At 69.3% G+C, this 17,685-nt stretch carries 16 protein-coding genes; 2 read left to right on the top strand and 14 right to left on the bottom strand.

Going from position 1 to position 17,685, the window contains the following annotated elements:
* Positions 1-430: 430 nt before the first annotated feature.
* The 6 genes from OG251_RS44855 to OG251_RS44830 all read right to left on the bottom strand — a co-directional run bounded on the left by OG251_RS44855 (position 431) and on the right by OG251_RS44830 (position 6,525).
* Complete coding sequence (locus OG251_RS44855; RefSeq protein WP_326683084.1) at positions 431-859, bottom strand: hypothetical protein; 429 nt, start codon at positions 857-859, stop codon at positions 431-433.
* A 70-nt stretch (positions 860-929) separates the two neighbouring features.
* On the bottom strand, positions 930-1,463 hold the full coding sequence (locus OG251_RS44850; protein ID WP_326683083.1) for a hypothetical protein: 534 nt from the start codon (positions 1,461-1,463) through the stop codon (positions 930-932).
* A gap of 1 nt (position 1,464) precedes the next feature.
* Positions 1,465-1,866, bottom strand: a complete 402-nt coding sequence (locus tag OG251_RS44845) for a DUF3846 domain-containing protein (RefSeq protein ID WP_326683082.1) — start codon at positions 1,864-1,866, stop codon at positions 1,465-1,467.
* A 780-nt stretch (positions 1,867-2,646) separates the two neighbouring features.
* A complete protein-coding gene (tpg, locus tag OG251_RS44840) occupies positions 2,647-3,204 on the bottom strand; it encodes a telomere-protecting terminal protein Tpg (protein WP_326683081.1) in 558 nt (185 codons plus the stop codon).
* Positions 3,205-3,207: 3 nt separating this feature from the next.
* Positions 3,208-5,406, bottom strand: a complete 2,199-nt coding sequence (gene tap / locus OG251_RS44835; protein ID WP_326683080.1) for a telomere-associated protein Tap — start codon at positions 5,404-5,406, stop codon at positions 3,208-3,210.
* Between the two features lie 75 nt (positions 5,407-5,481).
* A complete protein-coding gene (locus tag OG251_RS44830; RefSeq protein ID WP_326683079.1) occupies positions 5,482-6,525 on the bottom strand; it encodes a DUF6292 family protein in 1,044 nt (347 codons plus the stop codon).
* 379 nt (positions 6,526-6,904) lie between these two features.
* Between OG251_RS44830 and OG251_RS44825 the strand changes: the two genes are divergently transcribed.
* Entirely contained in the window at positions 6,905-7,207 is a 303-nt protein-coding gene (locus tag OG251_RS44825) for a hypothetical protein (protein ID WP_326683078.1), read from the top strand.
* Positions 7,208-7,263: 56 nt separating this feature from the next.
* A complete protein-coding gene (locus tag OG251_RS44820) occupies positions 7,264-7,890 on the top strand; it encodes a type II toxin-antitoxin system prevent-host-death family antitoxin (RefSeq protein ID WP_326683077.1) in 627 nt (208 codons plus the stop codon).
* Positions 7,891-8,024: 134 nt separating this feature from the next.
* On the opposite strand, the gene OG251_RS44815 is transcribed toward OG251_RS44820, so the two are convergent.
* The 8 genes from OG251_RS44815 to OG251_RS44780 form a co-directional block, all read right to left on the bottom strand.
* The gene (locus OG251_RS44815) at positions 8,025-9,215 is read right to left on the bottom strand and encodes a hypothetical protein (RefSeq protein WP_326683076.1); all 1,191 of its coding nucleotides are present in this window, start codon (positions 9,213-9,215) and stop codon (positions 8,025-8,027) included.
* A 118-nt stretch (positions 9,216-9,333) separates the two neighbouring features.
* The gene (locus OG251_RS44810) at positions 9,334-10,122 is read right to left on the bottom strand and encodes a hypothetical protein (protein WP_326683075.1); all 789 of its coding nucleotides are present in this window, start codon (positions 10,120-10,122) and stop codon (positions 9,334-9,336) included.
* A gap of 18 nt (positions 10,123-10,140) precedes the next feature.
* Complete coding sequence (locus OG251_RS44805) at positions 10,141-11,331, bottom strand: NlpC/P60 family protein (RefSeq protein ID WP_326683074.1); 1,191 nt, start codon at positions 11,329-11,331, stop codon at positions 10,141-10,143.
* Between the two features lie 2 nt (positions 11,332-11,333).
* The gene (locus OG251_RS44800; protein ID WP_326683073.1) at positions 11,334-12,074 is read right to left on the bottom strand and encodes a hypothetical protein; all 741 of its coding nucleotides are present in this window, start codon (positions 12,072-12,074) and stop codon (positions 11,334-11,336) included.
* Between the two features lie 2 nt (positions 12,075-12,076).
* Positions 12,077-13,999, bottom strand: coding sequence for a hypothetical protein (locus tag OG251_RS44795; protein ID WP_326683072.1), 1,923 nt, complete (start codon positions 13,997-13,999; stop codon positions 12,077-12,079).
* A 43-nt stretch (positions 14,000-14,042) separates the two neighbouring features.
* A complete protein-coding gene (locus OG251_RS44790; protein ID WP_326683071.1) occupies positions 14,043-14,597 on the bottom strand; it encodes a hypothetical protein in 555 nt (184 codons plus the stop codon).
* 17 nt (positions 14,598-14,614) lie between these two features.
* A complete protein-coding gene (locus tag OG251_RS44785) occupies positions 14,615-17,152 on the bottom strand; it encodes an ATP-binding protein (protein ID WP_326683070.1) in 2,538 nt (845 codons plus the stop codon).
* Positions 17,149-17,637 carry a hypothetical protein gene (locus tag OG251_RS44780; protein ID WP_326683069.1) on the bottom strand — a complete coding sequence of 163 codons (489 nt, stop codon included), beginning with the start codon at positions 17,635-17,637 and terminating at the stop codon, positions 17,149-17,151. The genes OG251_RS44785 and OG251_RS44780 overlap by 4 nt, the downstream gene beginning before the upstream one ends.
* Positions 17,638-17,685 lie beyond the last annotated feature (48 nt).

Genomic DNA, 17,685 nt, shown 5'->3' with positions numbered 1-17,685 from the left:
GGTCCCACAGCGCTGCGCGCTGTGCAAGCGGCGCGGCTCGCTTCGCTCACCGCCCGAGGCTGCGCCTCGGGCAACTCCCCCGCTTCGCGGGGGAGTTGTGGCCCTTCCGCTTCGCTTCAGGGCCAACGGCAGGGCTTTGCCCTGCCGTTGGGTGAGATCCGCTTCGCTCCCTCACCCTGGCCCCTTGCGGCTCCGCCTTCAGGGGCAAGAGCCCGCTGCGCGGGCAGCTGGCTACAGGGTGGGGGCGGTCGGCGGAAAGGCGGCGGGGCGTGCGTCAAACTGTGGGGTAGCTAAACTCTGGACTGAGGTGCATCCACCCCAAATGATGCATGTACCTTTGGTGGAATCAGCCCATACACCCTGGACGCGGGAGCCTTCCAAAGCGAAACAGCCCCGAACCAGACTGGTTCGGGGCTGCTTTCATGACCGATTAGACGTCCGGGGCGTCTGTGTATTCCGCATCGGACAACGGCCCACCGTATTCCCCGGACTCGCTGCTGTAGCAGTAGGCGTCGAACAGCTGGGACTTAGTGAGCGGCTTCGGTTTGCCGTCGTGGAATTTCCATCCGCAGACGCGGTCTTCCGTGCCCCAGGTTCGCATAACCATGACGCTAGAGTTTGTCCCCTTTACGGCGACACCCAGCAAGTCACAGAAAGGGATTCCCATTTCAATGACCGGCAAGAATCCATGGTCTTCGCGCTGGGCAAAGTGAAATTGCCTAACGGCTGCTCCTCCGAGCCCTTGGACGCTCAGGGTGAGCGTGTGAATTCCGTCGCCCGCCTTCTCCAGCAGCGATTCGAAGAGATCGAATGCGCGCTCCATATCGTCGTCACTCGGAATGGGGAGGAGAACTGACATGTGCTTCCTTCTTTCACGCTTTGGGCGCGGCCGGGGGCGCCACCCCCCGGCCGCTGGTGGTGGGGCAGGGTCAGGCGGTCGTGCGTCCGGTGCATCCGGGGTGCCGGAAGCGGGAGGGGGGATTGCCCTTGCGGGGCCTCAGGTGGGACCAGTACTTGATTCCGATCCAGCCGCAGAGATCGCAGCGCAGGAGCCACGGATTGTCTGCTCCGGGATATCCGCCGAGTGCGGTCCAGGAACGGACAGAAAGGCGGTACCGGGCCCACAGGGCGGCCGAGCGGTTATGGGGCTTGTCCATGCGGCGGTGGAGCAGCGGCACGGGGCCGTGTCCCGATTCCGGGACGGAATCATCGGGGGCCTTCTGGCCGGGTGCGATTCGTCCGGCGTCGAATTCGTCGCAGAGGTACCGGGCCGCTGTGTCCTTGCCGATGGCTCCGGCAGAGACACGAACTTCGATGTGCATTCCGGCGGGAGTGGTAATTCCGGCGGGAATGGCGAACCACGCGCGGTGCCAGCGGAATACCAGTCCGATGTAATTCCCGGTCAGGGTGACCGGGTATCGGCATTCCATGTCCGCTGCGCCGAGTGTGTACCTGTCGGCCATTTCAGATTCCCCGGTTGTCGCGCTGGCTGGGGATCTTGGCGTCGCCCACGGTGCAGTGGAATTCCACGATCGCGGTGATCTGATCCGTCGTCAGCGGGAGGCTGTTGCCGTGCCCGTCCGTGCCGCCGGTGATGACGGCGGTGCCGTAGTAGTTCTGGTGCTGCGGGCGGTGGGCGGCGTAGAGCGCCGTTGCGCCCGAGTTGACCGGGGCTCCGCTGTAGACCCCGGTGTCGTCCAGCCACATGGTCAGCTGCGGGCTGATGTCGACGGCGGTGATGGTCTGGCACCCGATCGCGGTGTAGAGCACCTGGAGGGTGCCTGCGGCGGGCCACTCGATCAGCATGAACCGGCCGTCGGCTTCGAGCCGGAGGGCGAGCGGGATGCTCTGCTGAGTGTCAGTCACTTTGTGTCCCCTTGCGTTGATTTGAGCTTTGGACTGTTGGCCGACTGCCACCGCCGACCAACAAGAAAAGACTACATCCCTTACCTACTTCCGAGGGCTGTTCCTGGCCCTAAAACCGCAGGTCAACCCATATGGAGACACCCCCGCCGGGCGTTGTCGTGTCGCCGCCGTCACTGCCGCGCAGCGGCCGTGACATCGTCCGGCAGCGCGGAGCGCTCGGGGCGGCGCGGAGCGCTGGTCCGCTTGGCCGGACGGTCCCGCCGTGGGAAGCGGAGCGCCCCCGGCGGGGAGGGTGGCGGGGTCGAGCGCGCGGAGCGCGCGGCCGGGAAGCGGAGCGGACCGGCGGCCCCGCCACCCTCGGGCGTGAGAGCGCGGAGCGCTCGGTCCGGGGAGCGGAGCGGACCGGCGCGCCCCGGTGGGGGTGAGGAGCGGAGCGGATCACCCCCACCAGCGGCGTCACGTCAACGCCCGGCGGGGGTGACTCCAGCAAGGAAGGGCCTCAACCACGACGTCTGCGCGCCCTTCACACCCTCGCTGCGCCCCGTCCAACCACGACGTCTGCGCGCCCTTCACACCCTCGCTGCGCCCCGTCCAACCACGACGTCTGCGCGCCCTTCACACCCTCGCTGCGCCCCGTCCAACCACGACGTCTGCGCGCCCTTCAGTAGCTGATGCTGTCGGGGATCTTGAAACTTTCGGGCCACCGGCTGACCCGGCGACAGCATCTGGCAGGGGCCCCGAACCTCACGCCGGTTCGGGACCCCTGCCGTGGGCGGGTGATCACAGCTCGATGTCGAGCCGCTCCACATCGGTGAACTCCACGCCCAGCCCTTGGGCGCGGGAGTTGTTGGCGCGGAAGTACATCTGCGCGAGTCCGTTGGCCGCAATCTGCTGGAGCTGCTGGTCGGTGGCGCCCTGCTCCCGTGCGGTGAACAGCTGGTCGGCGAACTCAGGCGGCAGGGCCTGGGTGATGTCGCGGATCCGGGCGTCGTCGGTCGTGCCCGATTCTGCGGTGAACCCGAACCGGGCGCGGGTGGAGACGACCAGGCCGTCCGTGGACGCTGCCTTCTTCCGCGCCTTCGCGCGGATCTGCGGCTGCCACCGCTTCTTGACTTCGCTCTCCATGCGGGAGCGGAGGTCCTTGCGGGGCCGCTTGAGCTTGCCCGTCACGTACCGCTCCACGGTGCGCTGGGAGATCCCGAGGGCCTGGGCGGCGGCCTTGGTGCCCTTGAGCTGCTTGACGAGGTAGTTCATCTGCGCTTGGGCGCTCTGCGGGATGCGGCGGGTGAACGCCCCCTCAAGTGCGCGGTCGAGGCTGTCCCCGAGCGAGTCGACCATGGGTTACTCCCCTTCTCCGGCGCTCTGGTCGGTCTTGATCAGGTTGGAGACGTTGACCACGCCGCCGCGCTCCTCGAACAGCTGCTCCGCCCACAGGACGGTCTGTGTGCCCTGCCACTTGACCATTCCGGGCGAGACCCCGAGCCGGAACGTGCCCGGCACGGGCTTGCCCTCCTCGGTGTGCGGGAGGACGTCCAGTGGGGACGGGCCGGGCGAGGGGTAGACGATCGCGTCGGTGCCGATGGCGACCGGGTACAGGTCGGCGGCGGCTGCCGTCTTCATCAGCTTGCGGTGCAGGCCGGTGCGCTGGGTGGCCAGCACAGCGGCCCGGATGTCGGGGCGCCAGGTCCACCGGTCCAGCGCCGGGTAGGGCTCGTAGTACGGCACCTGGCCCCGGGAGCGCTGGCGCAGCTTGCCGATGGCGCCCTTCGCCGTCGCCTTGATCGCGTTCTCCAGCAGGCCCATGGTCGGGTCGACCTGCTTGCGCCGCGCCATCGCGTCGAGGAACTCCTGGCCTCCGAGGTCGGTGGTGACGCCCATGTCGGCCATCGTGTGCACGTATGCGTCGCGCAGTCGCTTGTACCAGGAGTCGAGGTAGCGGCCTGTCTGGGTGCGGACGTACGCCTCGATGGGCGCGACGTCGAAGCCGAGCTCCACCGCGTAGGCGACGGTCGGGGTGGCGTACCAGGCCGGGCCGGTGGGGCGGTCGCCCTTCGGCGTGAACGGGGAGGGCAGCCGGTCGCCGTCGACGGTGCGGCCGTTGATCCGGACGCGGGACAGGTCGACGTGGGACAGGTCGACCAGCCACGAGCCGGGCAGCGCCGGATCGAACTGCGGGTTGCCGGTCAGGTGGGTCGGCCCGTTCAGCCCGACCGTGAGCCCGTTCGCGGCCGCGGCGAAGCTCATGTTGAGGTCGACGACGACCAGGTACGGGTTCACGCACTCGTCATCGGTCAGCGGCCGGCACCAGTCGTAGGGCTCCTCCATCAGCATCTCGGCCGGGGTGCGCAGGTGGTGCCGGGCGAACTTCCCCTTCAGGACCGGGTGTTCGTCGGGGACCTCGCACTCCACCACGGGGTAGAGCTGGGTGAGCGCGTCGTCGTTGAAGGCCCGCTTGAACTCGCCGGTGGCCGGGTCCTTCTCCGCGCGGGTCGGCGGGCGCAGCGCGGTCATCAGCTCCAGGCCGGTCGTCGCGGTGGTGCCGCGCGGCGTGATCACCCGGGCCGCGTACAGACCGAGGTACTGGACGAGGTCGGCCGGGTGCATCGTCGGCAGCTGCGGGTTGTCCTTCTTGTCCCACTCGCGGGCGTCCAGCGCGTTCCAGGGCAGGATGCACAGCTGAACGCAGCGACGCCGGGAGCCTTCCGGGTCGCGGTAGACGCGGGCCCACGGGCCGAATCCGCGCTGGCTCATCTGGAGCCCGGCCCTGGTGATCTGCTTGACCACCTTGTGGCTCTCCGGCAGCCGGCTCGCGTGCCGCTCCTCCTCCGACAGGACGACCGGCAGGCCGAAGCGCTCCAGGGCGGCGGCGGTGAGGACGAGGATCGGGTCGGCGTCGCGGCCGTTGCGGTGCAGGCGGGCCTGCCCGAGCCGGGCCTCGGTCAGCGTCCAGTCGATCAGGGCGGGGATCGTCTTGGCGGGCACGTCCAGGACCAGGCCGCCGACGCAGTACGCAGACACCTGCCCGTCCTCGCAGTCGATGACCGCGAGAGGGCCGTTCTCGAAGCGCGGGTCGACAGGGCCGGCCGCCGCCTTCTTCGCCGCCGCCTTCTTCGCACCCGGGCGCCGCGACGTCGCCGACGGCCTGGTGGTGCCTGCCGCCTCGGTCTTCGGCCGGGACGACGGAACAGCGGCGGCAGGCACGGCGGGGGTCGGCTCCGGGGCCGGGCCGGTGAACGCTTCGGGGACCACCAGGGCCGGGGCAGCGGCGGGCGCGTCGGCGGCCGGGGCGGGGTAGCGGGCGGCGAGGCCCTCCAGCAGCCGGGCGTACGCGGCGCGCTTCGGCGGCCGCGGCTCGGTCCGACCGGCCTCCCAGTTCCCCACGGCCTCCCGGCGGGCGTCCAGCGCCGTGGCGATCTGCGCCTGACTCAGCCCCGCCGCCTCCCGCAGACGCTTGCGCTCCGCAGGGGTCGGCAGATCGTCCTGCGCGACTTGCTCCAGCAGCGCATCGACCGCGCTGAACAGCTCGTTCTCAGTGGACACAGAGGTCACCTCCAATAGACAGCATACCCGATCGCGCATTGAGTCGCGCACTCAATCGCACATGAATCGCCACTGCTAGGCGGTTGACCTCTCGCAGGGAAGGTTGAGGGCGGCGGTGAGGGCTTCGGGCGGGGGCGTGGTGCCCGCTGCGAGGTAGCGGATGCCGTTGCCTTCCGGCGGTACGGCCGCGCCACGGCCGAGCGGGTGGCGGCGGGACGTCGCGGTGCGCCATCCCTGCCGCTCGTCCCAGACAAGCGCGGGCGCTGGGACCACGGCCGCGTCGAGGGCGAGCACGGCAACAACGTGGTCGTCGGCGGGGTGCTGGATGTCGGGCGCGGCCGTGGTGGTGGTCCAGCCGGCGCCGTGCATGGCGGCGGCGACAGCGGCCAGGTACGGGGCGGCGTCGCGGGCGCGGAGGACGGCTTCGGCCCGGACGGTCGCACGGCGGACCTGTCCGGCCGGGTAGCCGAGGGCCACCGCGGCTTCCTTCGGGCTCAACTCCGGTCGGGCGCCGATGAGATCGGCGATGCGGTCGGCACGGAGGCGGGTCAGGGCATCCTGCGCGGTGCTGGTGTACACGCCCAGCTCGGCAGTGACCGTGGCCGCACTGATCGTGGGGTCCGCATCGAGGAGCGGAGCGGTACGGGCCAGCAGCTGATCGCGCGGGACCTGGTCCCCGGTGCCCTCCGGACGTCCGGTCACGGTGGCCCTACCGGGGCGGCCGGTCCGGTAGCGGTGCACGACACCCCTGGGCCAGTGCTCCACCCCGCCCACCTCCGTCACGTGCTCGGTCAGCAACGGGTGATGCTTGTACGTGCCCCAGGTACGCGGGGCGACACCGAGCACGGCGGCGGCCTCCCGGCGGTCCAGGAGGTCATCGTCCTCGTGCTCCTGGACGTCGTCCTCGGACCGCAGCGACGGGACCGGTGCACCGGTCAGGAACGCGTCGACCTGGTCGCCGTCGTACAGGAGCGTCCGCGCGCCGGACGAGCTGACCGGCGCCGGGTGGCCGGCGGATTTGTGGTGCGCGGCGTTGAGATAGGACTGGAGCTGTATCCCCTGCTGCGCGGCCAGGTCCGCGAGCGTGCGCACGAGATGACGGCGGCCTGCACAGATCACGGGGAGACTCCTCAACACGGCTCTACAAATGAGTACTGAGCTTTCCTACCGGTCCAGCGTACGGGTACGCTCACCGGGCAAGGCCGACCCTGCGGGGTGTGCTTTGGACCGGCCGGTACCCGTGCCACCCGCGCAAGCGGACTCCGGGTACCGGCCACTTCGCCTTCAGGCCCTGCTCGCGCTCGCCGCGGCGGTCCTGGGGCCAGTAGCGGGGCCGCCACCGGCCCCAGGGGTCCTGGCCGTACTCCGGGGACCCGGACCTATCCCGCGCACCCATACGGCACGGTCTGCCCCGACCCTATCCAGCACGACCGCCGGACTTCGACACGCCCTCTGCGGTGCGACGTAACTGCGACACACGACCTGATCTAGTCGCCACATGGACGAGATCACCGGGATGAGAATCGTGTACGACCTGCTGAAACCTTTGAGCTCTGGGGACCGCGTAGCCGCGCTGGGATGGCTGACGGCGATGCTGGGCGAGAGCGAGCTGTCGCCCTCGGACCGGGCCGCCGCCGAGGTGATCATGACGGGCGGCGTGCTGTCGTACCAGCTGTACGCCCGCGGTGCCGCCCTGGCCGCACTCGGCAAGCTCGCCCCCGCAGCACGCAGCCGAACACAACGGTGGGTGTCCTCCGTGCTCCTGGCCCCGAGCCCCGCAGCAAAACCTGTCACCTCATGACAGTGAAACCGCATCTGACTTGACATCAAAACCTTAAGGTCCTTAAGGTCCTAGGCATGAGCAAGAAAGTTGGAATCGAGAAAGCTCGCGGGATTCTGGGTGACCTCGTCGCCGGAGTGCACGCCTCGGGAACCGACGTCATCCTGACCCGCAACGGCCGGCCGGTAGCACGCATCACCACCCTGGAGGACACGACCGTGACCACAACCCTGCCGCTGACCATCACGCGATCCACGTGGAATGAGGAGATCACTCCTCACCCCACGAGCCGCTGGGTGCTGGCCACTGAACGCGTCGGGGAGCGGGACACCATGATCACGCTGTCCGAGCCCGGCAGCCACGAGAGCGTCGGATCGGTCGTCATCGGCGCCGCCCACGATGACGAAGAACTCATCCGGGAATGGGCCGAGATCCTGACACGCACCGTCACCGTGCTGGAGGCTGCCCGTCCGCGCATCGATGAGGCGCTGGCCACGGTCGAGAGCGCACGTCTTGACTGGGAGACCTCGGACCCCGGAGCGGAGTCCGAGGAAGCGCGCGAGGCCCTGGACGACGCCAAACGGCAGTCCGACGCCCTGCGCAAGGAAATCTGGTCCGAGGTCCGCGACGCCTTCAGGCTCAGCGACAACCCTGCGGCCGCTTTCAAGCGCTGGTACGACGGAATCAACTCCCTCGCGCTGTAACACCTCGCAGCGTGGCCCCTGCCGGTCGAACCGGCAGGGGCCACGCTGCGTTCGCCGCCCGACGCTGCGCCCCGTCTCCCCAGCGACGACGGCCCCGCCGGATTCACCGGCGGGGCCATTCCGGAATGGCGGTCTCAGTTCAGCTCCTCCAGCGCGGCGCGGAGGGTGGTCATGTCCGCCCCCGCCATCGGGTAGCTGATGTAGTCAAGCTCGCCCATGACCTCGCCCGCCTCATCGGACGGGGTGACCAGGAGATAGGTGGTGTCGTCCGCGCCAACACCGTTCTTCTCTGCCCAGTCCAGGACCACGCTGGGGATGTCGAGCCCGACGCGGCCAGGCTCGACGGCGCGGGCGTCGGGGGACTCGCCCCGCACGACGGACCAGACCGCGGTGTGGCCGATGTCCAGGTACTCGCGGCCCCCGGCTCCTGCCGCAGGACGCCCGGCGGCGGCGTCCCCCATCAGGTCCAGCCCGGCCGAGGTGGACCAGGTGGCGATATGGGTCAGGCTGCTGGTGTCCCTGCCGTATCCCGGGATCTGCCCGTCGCTCTCGCTGGGCTCCCACTCACCGTCACGCCAGGCCGCTGCGTCCGACGCGAACGGGCCACCGAGCTGCCCCGCGTCGTATCCCATCGACCACACGGTGGTCTCGCCCCGGCGCCGCAGGTACAGACCGCCCGCGTTGTCCTCGTAGAGGTCCACCGTGAACTGTGCCCGAATGAGCTTCCGGCCCCGGTCCGCGATGTCCTGCACGGTCGGCGTCGACTTCCTCACGCGGCCGGCCAGGAGGATCTGGCCGCCCCGCCCGTAGGCGTCGATGGCGCGGGCGTAGGCGATCTGACGGTCTTGCGCCTTCGCTGTGGCCACCTGCTGTGCCTTCTCGGCCTCTTCGGTGGTCCACTCGGCGACGAGCATGTACGCCTCCGCGTCGCCCGCTCCCTCCGCTCCGTCCTCGTACCCGTCGATACCGGGCACGTCTGTGTGGTCGAAGAGAGGGGTTTCCCGGCCGTCCTCGTCGCTCTCGGGAGCGGCGCCCTGCGCCTCGTTGCGGACGGTCTCCTCGTACAGGGCGCGGGCCTCGTCGTAGTCCTCGGTGTCCTGCTGCCAGTCGACGCCTGCGGGGTTGCTGTAGAGGACGGCGAACCGGTGCTGCCCGTCGGGGTCGGAGTACGCCCGGACCTCGACTCGAATGCCCTTCTGCCCATGCTCGTTCTTGGCGTAGGTCTCGCGGACGAGCCCGCCGGCCTCGGCGGCGTCCGCGAATTCGCCCTCGCGGTCCTCGGTGATGTCGAGTCCCTGGAGGGTGGACCTGATGACGCGCAGCATGTGATCTCCCTTGACCGTTCCGGGAGCTCCCCCGGACAACACGAAATTAGCACCCCCCTAATTCCGAAAGCAAGGAGGGTCCTAATATTCGCATTAGCGGTCTAGTGCCGACCTGTGCTCAAGCAGTCCGGGAGGTCGCCCAGTCGATGATGTCGCCACGGCGTCGCGGGTGGTCCTGGAGCAACTCCAGTAGCCGGTCAGCGAGTTCGAGGGCGGTCTCCGGGTCGTCGTCGCGGATGTGGTGCCAGAGGCTGTGGGCGTTGCGGAGGGCGCGGAGGGTGTCCGAGTGCGGTTCGGCCCCGGCCGCGAGGCGGCGTTCTGCGGCCTCCAGGAGCAGTTCCAGGGTCTCGGTGGTCCGGGCGGTACTGGGGTCGCTGAGGGCCAGCCAGGCACGGACGGTGAGCGCGCCGAGGGTGTCGGGGTGGGTGGGGCCCTGCTCGGCGGCCAGCTCGGTTTCCATGCGGTCGGCGGCGGCGCTTGCGGCGCCGGGGTCACCGGCTGCGCGGTGCGCGGCAATCTCGGTGAGCGCCTGGTGGTGAGTGGTGGAGGGGGTCACCGCGGCTTCGGCGGGGAGCTGGAGGATGGGGCAGAGCTGGGTGTCGTTGTCATCGAGGACCAGGAGAAAGGGGTCTTTGCGTGGTGTGGGGTGGGGGGTGTCGAGAACGGTCGTGGTGCCGTCGAGATCCACGATGAGGGGCACGGTGGAGTGAAGGTCCTTGACCAGGGCCCGGACGGGCCGGCCGAGGTAGGCCGCTTTGATGCGGACTTCGGAGAGGGCTTCGCGGCGGGTCTCTTCGGGGGTGGCGCCGGGCTCGGTGAGGATGTCTTCGCCGTCGATGGCCATCGTTCCGGTTGATGTGACGGTGATGGTGTAGACGGGCGTGGCCGGGACGTCTGTGCGGGTCATGGTTCTGAACTTTCTGGGTTATCCGCCGTTGGGGAAATATGGGGGCGCCCATCCCAGATAGGTGGAGCCCCATTTCGTTTCGAATTCGGTTGCGTCGGCTACGTCGATGTATCCGGGGCGGCGAATGTCGTTGCTCACCACTTTGCCGTTTCCGATATAGATGGCGACGTGTCCGGCGGGGTGTCCGGTCTCCCAGTACATGAGCGCCCCGGGTGAGGGGTTCCGGTCTTTAGAATGCTTCATCCCTTCAGGCATATTCTTATAGTTGTCCACTGCATAGCGGACACCGGATTGATTCCATCCGTAGGCGATGGCTACGAATTTCAAGCACAGCCGGAACCATTTTTTTCCGCCCGTTCTCGATTCGCGTCTTGCCCATGCGATGGCCTCTTCCGCGCTTCGCGGGTTCTTCACTACCTTTGGCCATGAGGAGTTGCCGTCATAGAACGGATTCCCAGGCTTTCCCTGATTTTGTGCATTGTCGGGGTAGCATTCACCGCTGCTGCCCGGGGGGCCTTGATTTCCTTGCGGCGTATCGATTTCGGCGGTATGCCCTTCGCCGGTGCGGTCCAGATTGATTCCCGCGTGCTGGGCAATCTCCCGGGCGGCGCTTTCCTGCCCCATATACAGCTCAATGGTTGCGACGTCCGGGCGCTGGACTTCGAGGATGAGCGCCCGGACGCTTTTGGTTTCCCATCCCGGAACGTCGGTGAGCCCTGGGGGGTCTCCGTCTTCCGCTCCGTAGAAGAACATGGATGCGGCGTACCGGGGCTGCATGATCTGTTTCCGGCTTCCCCAGCCCATTGACGGCCTCTGCTGAAAGAGGCCGATGGAATCCAGGTGCCCATAGGGGAGGTTGAGGAGCGTGCTTTCCTGAAGGGCAGTCATCAAGGCAATGAGCGTGGCGCGTCCGGAGAGCCCTTTCGTCTGCGCCACGGAGTCGATGATCAGGGCGTTTTCTTTCTGATTCTTGCGGGTCTGCGCGCCGGGTGTCTGTGCGCTGTCGTCGCCGAGGTCGCCCAGCTCGGCGCCGGGGGAACCCCGGCGCCCGCAGGAATCCGCGCTGGCCTGCCCTGCTCCGCTGGCTCCGATCAGGCCGACGATCAGCAGGAAGACGATGAAGAGCAGGGCGGCCGCTCCGGATGCCTTCAGGGTGGCCGCGCGCCCGAATACGGTGGTCGCGGTTTGGAGTGCGGCGCGTCCCTCCACGGCTACAGGCCCAGCATCCGGGAGACGCGCCACTCCGCTCCGAGTGCCATCAACTCGACTTGCAGCGTGGGGTGTTCGGTGTAGTCGGTGTATCCCTGGACGGAGACGTCGGCCGTGGCGGTGCGCCATACCCGCAGGGGGGTGTCGACGGGCAGCGCTGCCCCGGCCGGGCGGACGTCCACAGTGGTCACGGTGGAGATGCCTCCCCTGCTGACGAGCCGTCCGTATGCGGGGTCGGCGGACTCGCTGAGGTTCATGGCCAGGCTCCGCGTCATGTAGGGCGCTGCGCGCCGCACTGCTGCGGTGTGGTCGCCGTCCTCGGGCGGGTTGCGGGTGAGGTAGTGGCGGACTGCCGCTTCCGCGACGGCGGCGGGGTCGCTCATGTCGACGGCCGCCGGGTCCTGGCTCGGCTCGGGCGCCGGTGCCGGGCTGGGTGTCCCGGCCGGTTTGTCGTCGGCGGAGGCGGTACTCGTGGCGACCTTGGACGCGGGATCTCCCGCCGGCCACAGCAGCCGGGCGCCCGCGCCGATGACGAGCACCAGGAGCACGATCACGAGAGCAGCGGTCGGAGTGATCGGGTCGCGGCGCCTCTCCTCGCGCACCCATTGCGCGGTCCGGCGGCTGGCCCCTCGGTAATGGGCCTTCTTGGCCCTGCGCCGCTCGCGCCGGGACTCGGTGGGAGCGTCCTCGGGGTACTCCCAGCCCCGGAGGATCTCGCGCCACTCATCGGGCGAATCCGTCACGTCTAGGCTCCTTCGGACGGGCGCCGCGGCTTGCTGGGCCGAGAGCTTCGGGGGACAACGGACTTGTGGCGGGGCTTGTCCTGGTGGGGCCGGTCCGAGGGACCCGAGCCGGTTTCGGGATAGAAGACCCGGGGCTTCTGCCTCTGGGAGGGGCCTGTCGGCTTCACTACCTCACCCTTGATGATCTTTGTTCCTGGGGCGGGGGGCGGGGGCGGGACCGTGCGGAAGGTGGGGGGATCGCCGCCAGTCCGGGGGGAGCCGCCACCTCCTCCGGGGGGACCGCCGGCCCCGGGGGAACCTCCCGGGGGAGGGGGTGCAGTACCGGGGCCGGGAGCGCTTCCGCCGGGCGCTCCGCCGCCCGTGGGGAGTGAGGGCCGGGGTGTGGGCGGCAGTCCCGGCGGGGGCGCCGTGGGGCCCTTCCCGGGGCCGGGCGGGCGGGTGATCGTCACGGTCGTCGGTGGCGGGGTGGACGTGGGTGGCCCGTGGTATGTGCTCGGGCCGAGCACGAGCGGGCCGCCCCCGGAGGGGCCGCCTCCCCCGCCGCCGGGCCTGGGAGTCGGGATGTGGACGGGTGCCTGCGGGCCCGCCCCCTCTTTGCGGACTGCCTGGCGGGTGGCCCTGCCGATGGCGCGGTAGCCGAGGTACATCAGGCCGCCGATCGCGGCGGGTGATCCCCCGCCGACGCCGAAGATCGCCGCGATGATGCCCCGGAGCCTCAGGGCGGTGATGGCTGCGGCGATGGTGAGCCCGGTGGACGGCAGCCAGCCGTAGACACCCATCATCGCGGAGCATGCGGTCTGCACCGCCAGGACGGCCCCCAGGACAAGCGTCACGATGACCGACTCAAGGGCTTTGCCGAGCAGTTGATCGAACCAGGCGTGTCCCCATTGGCGCGGACGCCCGGGGATGACCCACAGCGAGGCGAAGAATACGCCGCAGAGCAGCAGCATCAATGCGGCGATGAGACTCGCGAGCGAGGAAAAGGCAAGCGTGATGATCAGGAACGCGAAAATGATGACGCTGATCAGGGCGGGAATCATGACCGATGCCCGGAGCAGGGGACTGTGGCCTTCACGCCACGCCACGGAGGCACTTCCTACGGCTTCTTCCGTGACCGTGTCCTCCAGCCAGTCTCCGCGCTTTTCCTTGTCGGTTCCCTGATCGAGGAGCCCTTTTCCGTATTTCTCGCACACTTCAAGACTGCCGAATTCTGCCAGGCACCACGGAGTGGCAACGTAGGTGCGCCATACAGAATCCGCGGACCGGCGCAGTGTGTCGTCACGTCCAACGCCCGTGAATTTCGGCTGGTGATCCATTTTGAACGGGAATTCGCCGGACCCGTCCCCCACTCCCGCGCCCGCCGCCTGCATCGTGACCCCGGCGCCCACAGTGCGCACCGTGTCGACTCCGGACACCCACGCCTGAGGGGTACTCAGGAGCGATACGGATACGACGGCGGAGACGAGCACCCACATCACCTGTGAGATACCGCCCCCGCCGCCGCCCCCTTTGCTGGACTGCGCGAAAGCGACCAGAGCACCGGCAGCGAGAGCGGACGGGAACAGAATGACGCTCAGTTCCTGCGCGGCGCCGCCGATGCTTTTCGTGATGGCGTCTTCGAGTTCGGGCACGCTCGTGAGCTGGAAAATCCATTGCACACACACCACGCACGCATTGCCGATGACAGCCACCAGGATCATGCAGAGATCCGGAATGGTTTCCAGCATGGTGTCAATTGCGTCGAAGAGGCCGAGATCGGAGTCGAGCATCCACAGACTTGTATTTGAATACGTTTCGTAAAGCGTTCCCTGGCCTTTGGGTACCGGGGCGCTGGGAGAGGGCATCAGGTCGCCCGTGCCCACGGGATCGATGTCGGCCGCGTGAGCGTGCCCGGCCGCAGCGAAAAGGGTCGTCAGGCCGAACATCAGGGGAATGGCGAGGGTCCGCAGACGCGGTACGTGAGTCATGTCAGCGCCCCAGTGCGGCGCGGAGGGGCGACCCGTGGCCGGTGTCGCCGGGGTGCACGGTCGCCTGCTGGTCGACCGTCCAGCCGTCGCCCTCCTGGACCAGGCGCAGCGCGCGGTATGCCGTGGTGCGGTCCTTGCCGGGCCACTGCACGGTGTAGGTGATCAGCACCCCGATGCCGGGCGGGTGCTCGGCCGTGGCCGGTAGATCGACCGCGCCGGACGCGGAGACGGGGCCGGTGTCGGCGCGGTCGGGTCCGCCGGTGGTCCTGGTCCGGCGGGGGGCGGGGGTGGAGCCGTCCGCGTAGGTCGGCGGTTCCGCCCCGGCCGAAGGGAGCGCGGAGGGTTCGGGGGCCGGGGCGGGGGCGTGCGCGGCGACGCATGCCGCGACGGACCCGCCGCGCAGCCGGCCGGAGGTGAGTGCGCATGCCGTGGGCCAGTCGCCCCGCGTCTTGGCCTCCTGGTACGTGCGGGCGACCGCGTACGGCTCCGTCTCCGGGGCACGGGCGGTGTCGTCGGCGGTGGTGCAGCCGGTCGTGAGGAGTCCGGCTGTGATCATGGCGCGTGCTGCCCGCCTCATACTGCCCCTGCCGTCTCTTTGTCGGTGTCGGCCCGCTGCTGCGCCTTCGGTGAGGTGTCCAGCATCTGTTGCAGTTCGAGCGACGGAATGTCCCACTGGGCGGTCGCGCAGCGGAAGTTGGGGTCCCGGATGATGCTGTGTCCGTGCCTGATCGTCCCGTCGGGGTGGCGGCCGATTGCCTGGATCAGGGCTCGGACGAAATCGGTCTGCGGGAGGCCGCAGAGGGCGGCCAGTGCGTTCTGTTCCGCCTCGGTGGTGAGCTGGAAACCGACGACGGTACGCAGCTGCTCCACGACGCCGACGATTTTGGAGAGGGCCACGGCGTCTTGGGTGTCCAGGATCAGATGTGTGCCGAGGGCGCGGCCCACTCGGGCGATGTACGACAAAAACGCCATTCCCTGGCGGGTGGCGGTGAGTACGTGCACCTCGGGGACGGCCAGGAGCTTGGGGAGCCCGCGCAGATCTCTGCGCCCGGCGGCGGTGACGCCGAATGCCAGCATGGAGTGCATGAGCGCCACGGAGATCCGCTGTGCGGGGTTCCACTGCTCCTGGTGCGTCGCGGCGTCGGGCAGGGAGAGGCCGGGCATCTGGACGACCCATACACCCGGTTCCGGGACGAGGAGCGTGGACTCGGCGGCCGGCCGCCCCATGAACGGAGCGCCGAGGCCGGTCTCCGCCAGCTCGTACAGCGCTTCGCCGGTTTCCCGGGCGAGGCCGTCCTCCATGCCGCGCAGGTACTCGATCACTTTCCAGGTGGCGGGGTCACCGCGCTTGATGACCTCATTGGTCGCGCGGGTGATGGGGGTCTCCGCACCCCGGGCCCGCAGGTGCGGCGGCACGGCGATGCTGAGCTGCGCGGGCACCTCGACCTGCGCCGCCTCCGATCCCCCCAGCAGCCGGAACAGGTCGGCGAATCCGGCGTACTTCCCCGTGGCCTGTACGAGATGCGCGTTCAGCCCGTACGCCCTGGCGGCGGTCACCACGCCGCCAAGGTCCCCCTTGAAGTCGAGCGCCATCGTGAACGCCCCGCGAAACGCCGCGTCGAGCATGCACATCGCCACGGCGGTGGACTTGCCCCGCCCGGACCGGCCGATGACTGCCGTGGTGGTGGCGTCGCCCTGATCCGATCCGGCGGTCACGTCGAGCCGCACCGTGCCGGGTGTGCTGCCGGTTAGGTAGCCGATGATGGGGCCGCGCTCCTCACCCACCTGAGCACCGCCCCAGAACCAACTGGCGGAGAGGCCCGTCACGTCCCGGACGTGACCGAGGTCGGGCACCCGGAGCCGGTCCCCCGGCAGTGCCTCGCACCAGAGTTCGCGCTGCTCGTCCTCCGCCACCCCGACTTCGATGCTGAGTCCGACGTAGTGGGAGATCACCGCGTCGGTACGGGCCCGGAGGTCATCCAGGGACACGGTGCTCGTGACCACGATCCGCGGGTGGTCCTCGACCAGGTCGACGCCGTCGCGGGACATGGTGAGCTGAAGCTCCTCCATCATGTGCTCGGTCTGCTCGATCTCGCGGCCGGGGTCTTCGGCCGACTGCCGGGAAGCAGACCTTCGCTGCTCCTTCGCGACTTTCCGCGCCGTGTTGGCCTTGCTCTGTGCGTCCCGCTTGGGCAGCACCCTGAACCGGACGGACGCCTCGGGGGAGACGGGCTGGGGGAGGGCGCTGCCGATGTCGTCCGCGTCGCTGAGCTGGTCCTCGGGGACGTAGGTGATGTCGGAGAGGGCCCGGAGCCATTCGCCGCCGCCGGGCGTCTGCATCTGTGCCGGGAATCCGGTCATGGTCAGCACCGATGTCCACGCCGCCACACTGCCGTCGCTGCCGATCACCCGCAGGTGATCGGGGTACGGCTCGACTCGGCCACGGGTCAGCGTCGCGACTTTCGCGCCGCTGATGATTCCGGCCTGCGCGGCGGGGACCGGCGTGGCCCGGTACTGCTCACGGCTGATCATCCAGGCGAGCGTCTCGACCGGGGCCGGCTCCGCCTTCCACGGCGACGCCTCCAGACGGCGGGCGAGGCGCCGCATCTGCCCGGACAGCCGGGCCAGTTCCCGGTTTCCGACCGTGGGCGCCCCCGTCCCGAGGGCTTCGCGCATACCGCGACGTCCGGCCTGCTGGGCGGTGCTGGTGCGGTAGGTCAGACGGACTCCCAACAGGAGGTGCCGGGCGTCCATACCGATCTGCTCCAGGCGCTTCACCCGCAGGTCCGCCCACGCCTGCCAGTCCCCGCAGCGGAACATCTGCTCGGCCTCCTGCGCGTAGTCGTCCGCCCGCAGCGGCGACCACAGCACCCGCAAGTGGCAGTCGTACCCGGCCAGCGTCCGCCCCAGCGCGCTGTCCGCCTGGTCCAGCTCCGCATCCCGCTCCGCGGTGCTCATCAGGTCGGTGTTCGAGGACGCCAGCACGTACCAGGCGTCGGCGTAGCTGTCGGTGATGAGCAGGCCGTCCGCGAGTGCTTCGTACTGCGGTGGCGGCGCCGACCGCTCCCCCCCGATCCCGAGGAGTGTCCCGAGGCGCTGTCCAAGCTTCATGCTGCGATCCCCCGCGTCCGTCGTGCTTTGCGGCCGTGCGCCCTGACGACGGCATCGGGTCCGTACAGCCGTGGCCGTGCGCCGAGCCGCAGCGCGCTGCCCGCCCCGGCCGGGGCGGTGTCCGTGTCCGGGCCGAGCCACCGCTCCACGGCCGGGCCGAGCACCGAGGACTCTGTGAGCAGAGTGAGTCGGGGGGCCCACCGGCCCCGCCGGCCGATCCACTCGGCGCGGGTCGCTGCCCTCCGGCCGCCGCAGATCACGGGGCGGTGCCCCACCACCAGGTACCGGGCGGTGAGGGTCCAGGAGGTCAGGGTGATACGGCGGCTTGCCCTCCGGCTCGGTTGCGCCCCGTAGGTCACGATGAGCCCGGGGGGCAGCAGATAGGCCGTGGCCGTGAATTTGGACGGCAGACCGAAGACGAGCAACAGGATTCCGTCCCATGCCACATAGAGGGCGAGGCCGAGCACGAGAATCCGGCGGGGCACTCCCTCCCCCAGGTCAAGTCCAAGAAGTTCATGCTGCCGGGTTTCCAG

The sequence above is a fragment of the Streptomyces sp. NBC_01237 genome, from assembly GCF_035917275.1.
Classification (GTDB): Bacteria; Actinomycetota; Actinomycetes; order Streptomycetales; family Streptomycetaceae; genus Streptomyces.
The sequence above is the reverse complement of the archived record's forward strand: the minus strand, read 5'-3'. Positions and strand labels throughout refer to the sequence as shown.

Bases quoted from the DNA above. Each gene is read 5' to 3' on its own strand.
- OG251_RS44810 (WP_326683075.1), bottom strand. From the start codon at position 10,122: ATGACCCGCACAGACGTCCCGGCCACGCCCGTCTACACCATCACCGTC.
- OG251_RS44790 (WP_326683071.1), bottom strand. From the start codon at position 14,597: ATGATCACAGCCGGACTCCTCACGACCGGCTGCACCACCGCCGACGAC.
- OG251_RS44855 (WP_326683084.1), bottom strand. From the start codon at position 859: ATGTCAGTTCTCCTCCCCATTCCGAGTGACGACGATATGGAGCGCGCA.
- OG251_RS44825 (WP_326683078.1), top strand. From the start codon at position 6,905: ATGGACGAGATCACCGGGATGAGAATCGTGTACGACCTGCTGAAACCT.
- OG251_RS44815 (WP_326683076.1), bottom strand. From the start codon at position 9,215: ATGCTGCGCGTCATCAGGTCCACCCTCCAGGGACTCGACATCACCGAG.
- OG251_RS44795 (WP_326683072.1), bottom strand. From the start codon at position 13,999: ATGTTCGGCCTGACGACCCTTTTCGCTGCGGCCGGGCACGCTCACGCG.
- OG251_RS44785 (WP_326683070.1), bottom strand. From the start codon at position 17,152: ATGAAGCTTGGACAGCGCCTCGGGACACTCCTCGGGATCGGGGGGGAG.
- OG251_RS44850 (WP_326683083.1), bottom strand. From the start codon at position 1,463: ATGGCCGACAGGTACACACTCGGCGCAGCGGACATGGAATGCCGATAC.
- OG251_RS44820 (WP_326683077.1), top strand. From the start codon at position 7,264: ATGAGCAAGAAAGTTGGAATCGAGAAAGCTCGCGGGATTCTGGGTGAC.
- tpg (WP_326683081.1), bottom strand. From the start codon at position 3,204: ATGGTCGACTCGCTCGGGGACAGCCTCGACCGCGCACTTGAGGGGGCG.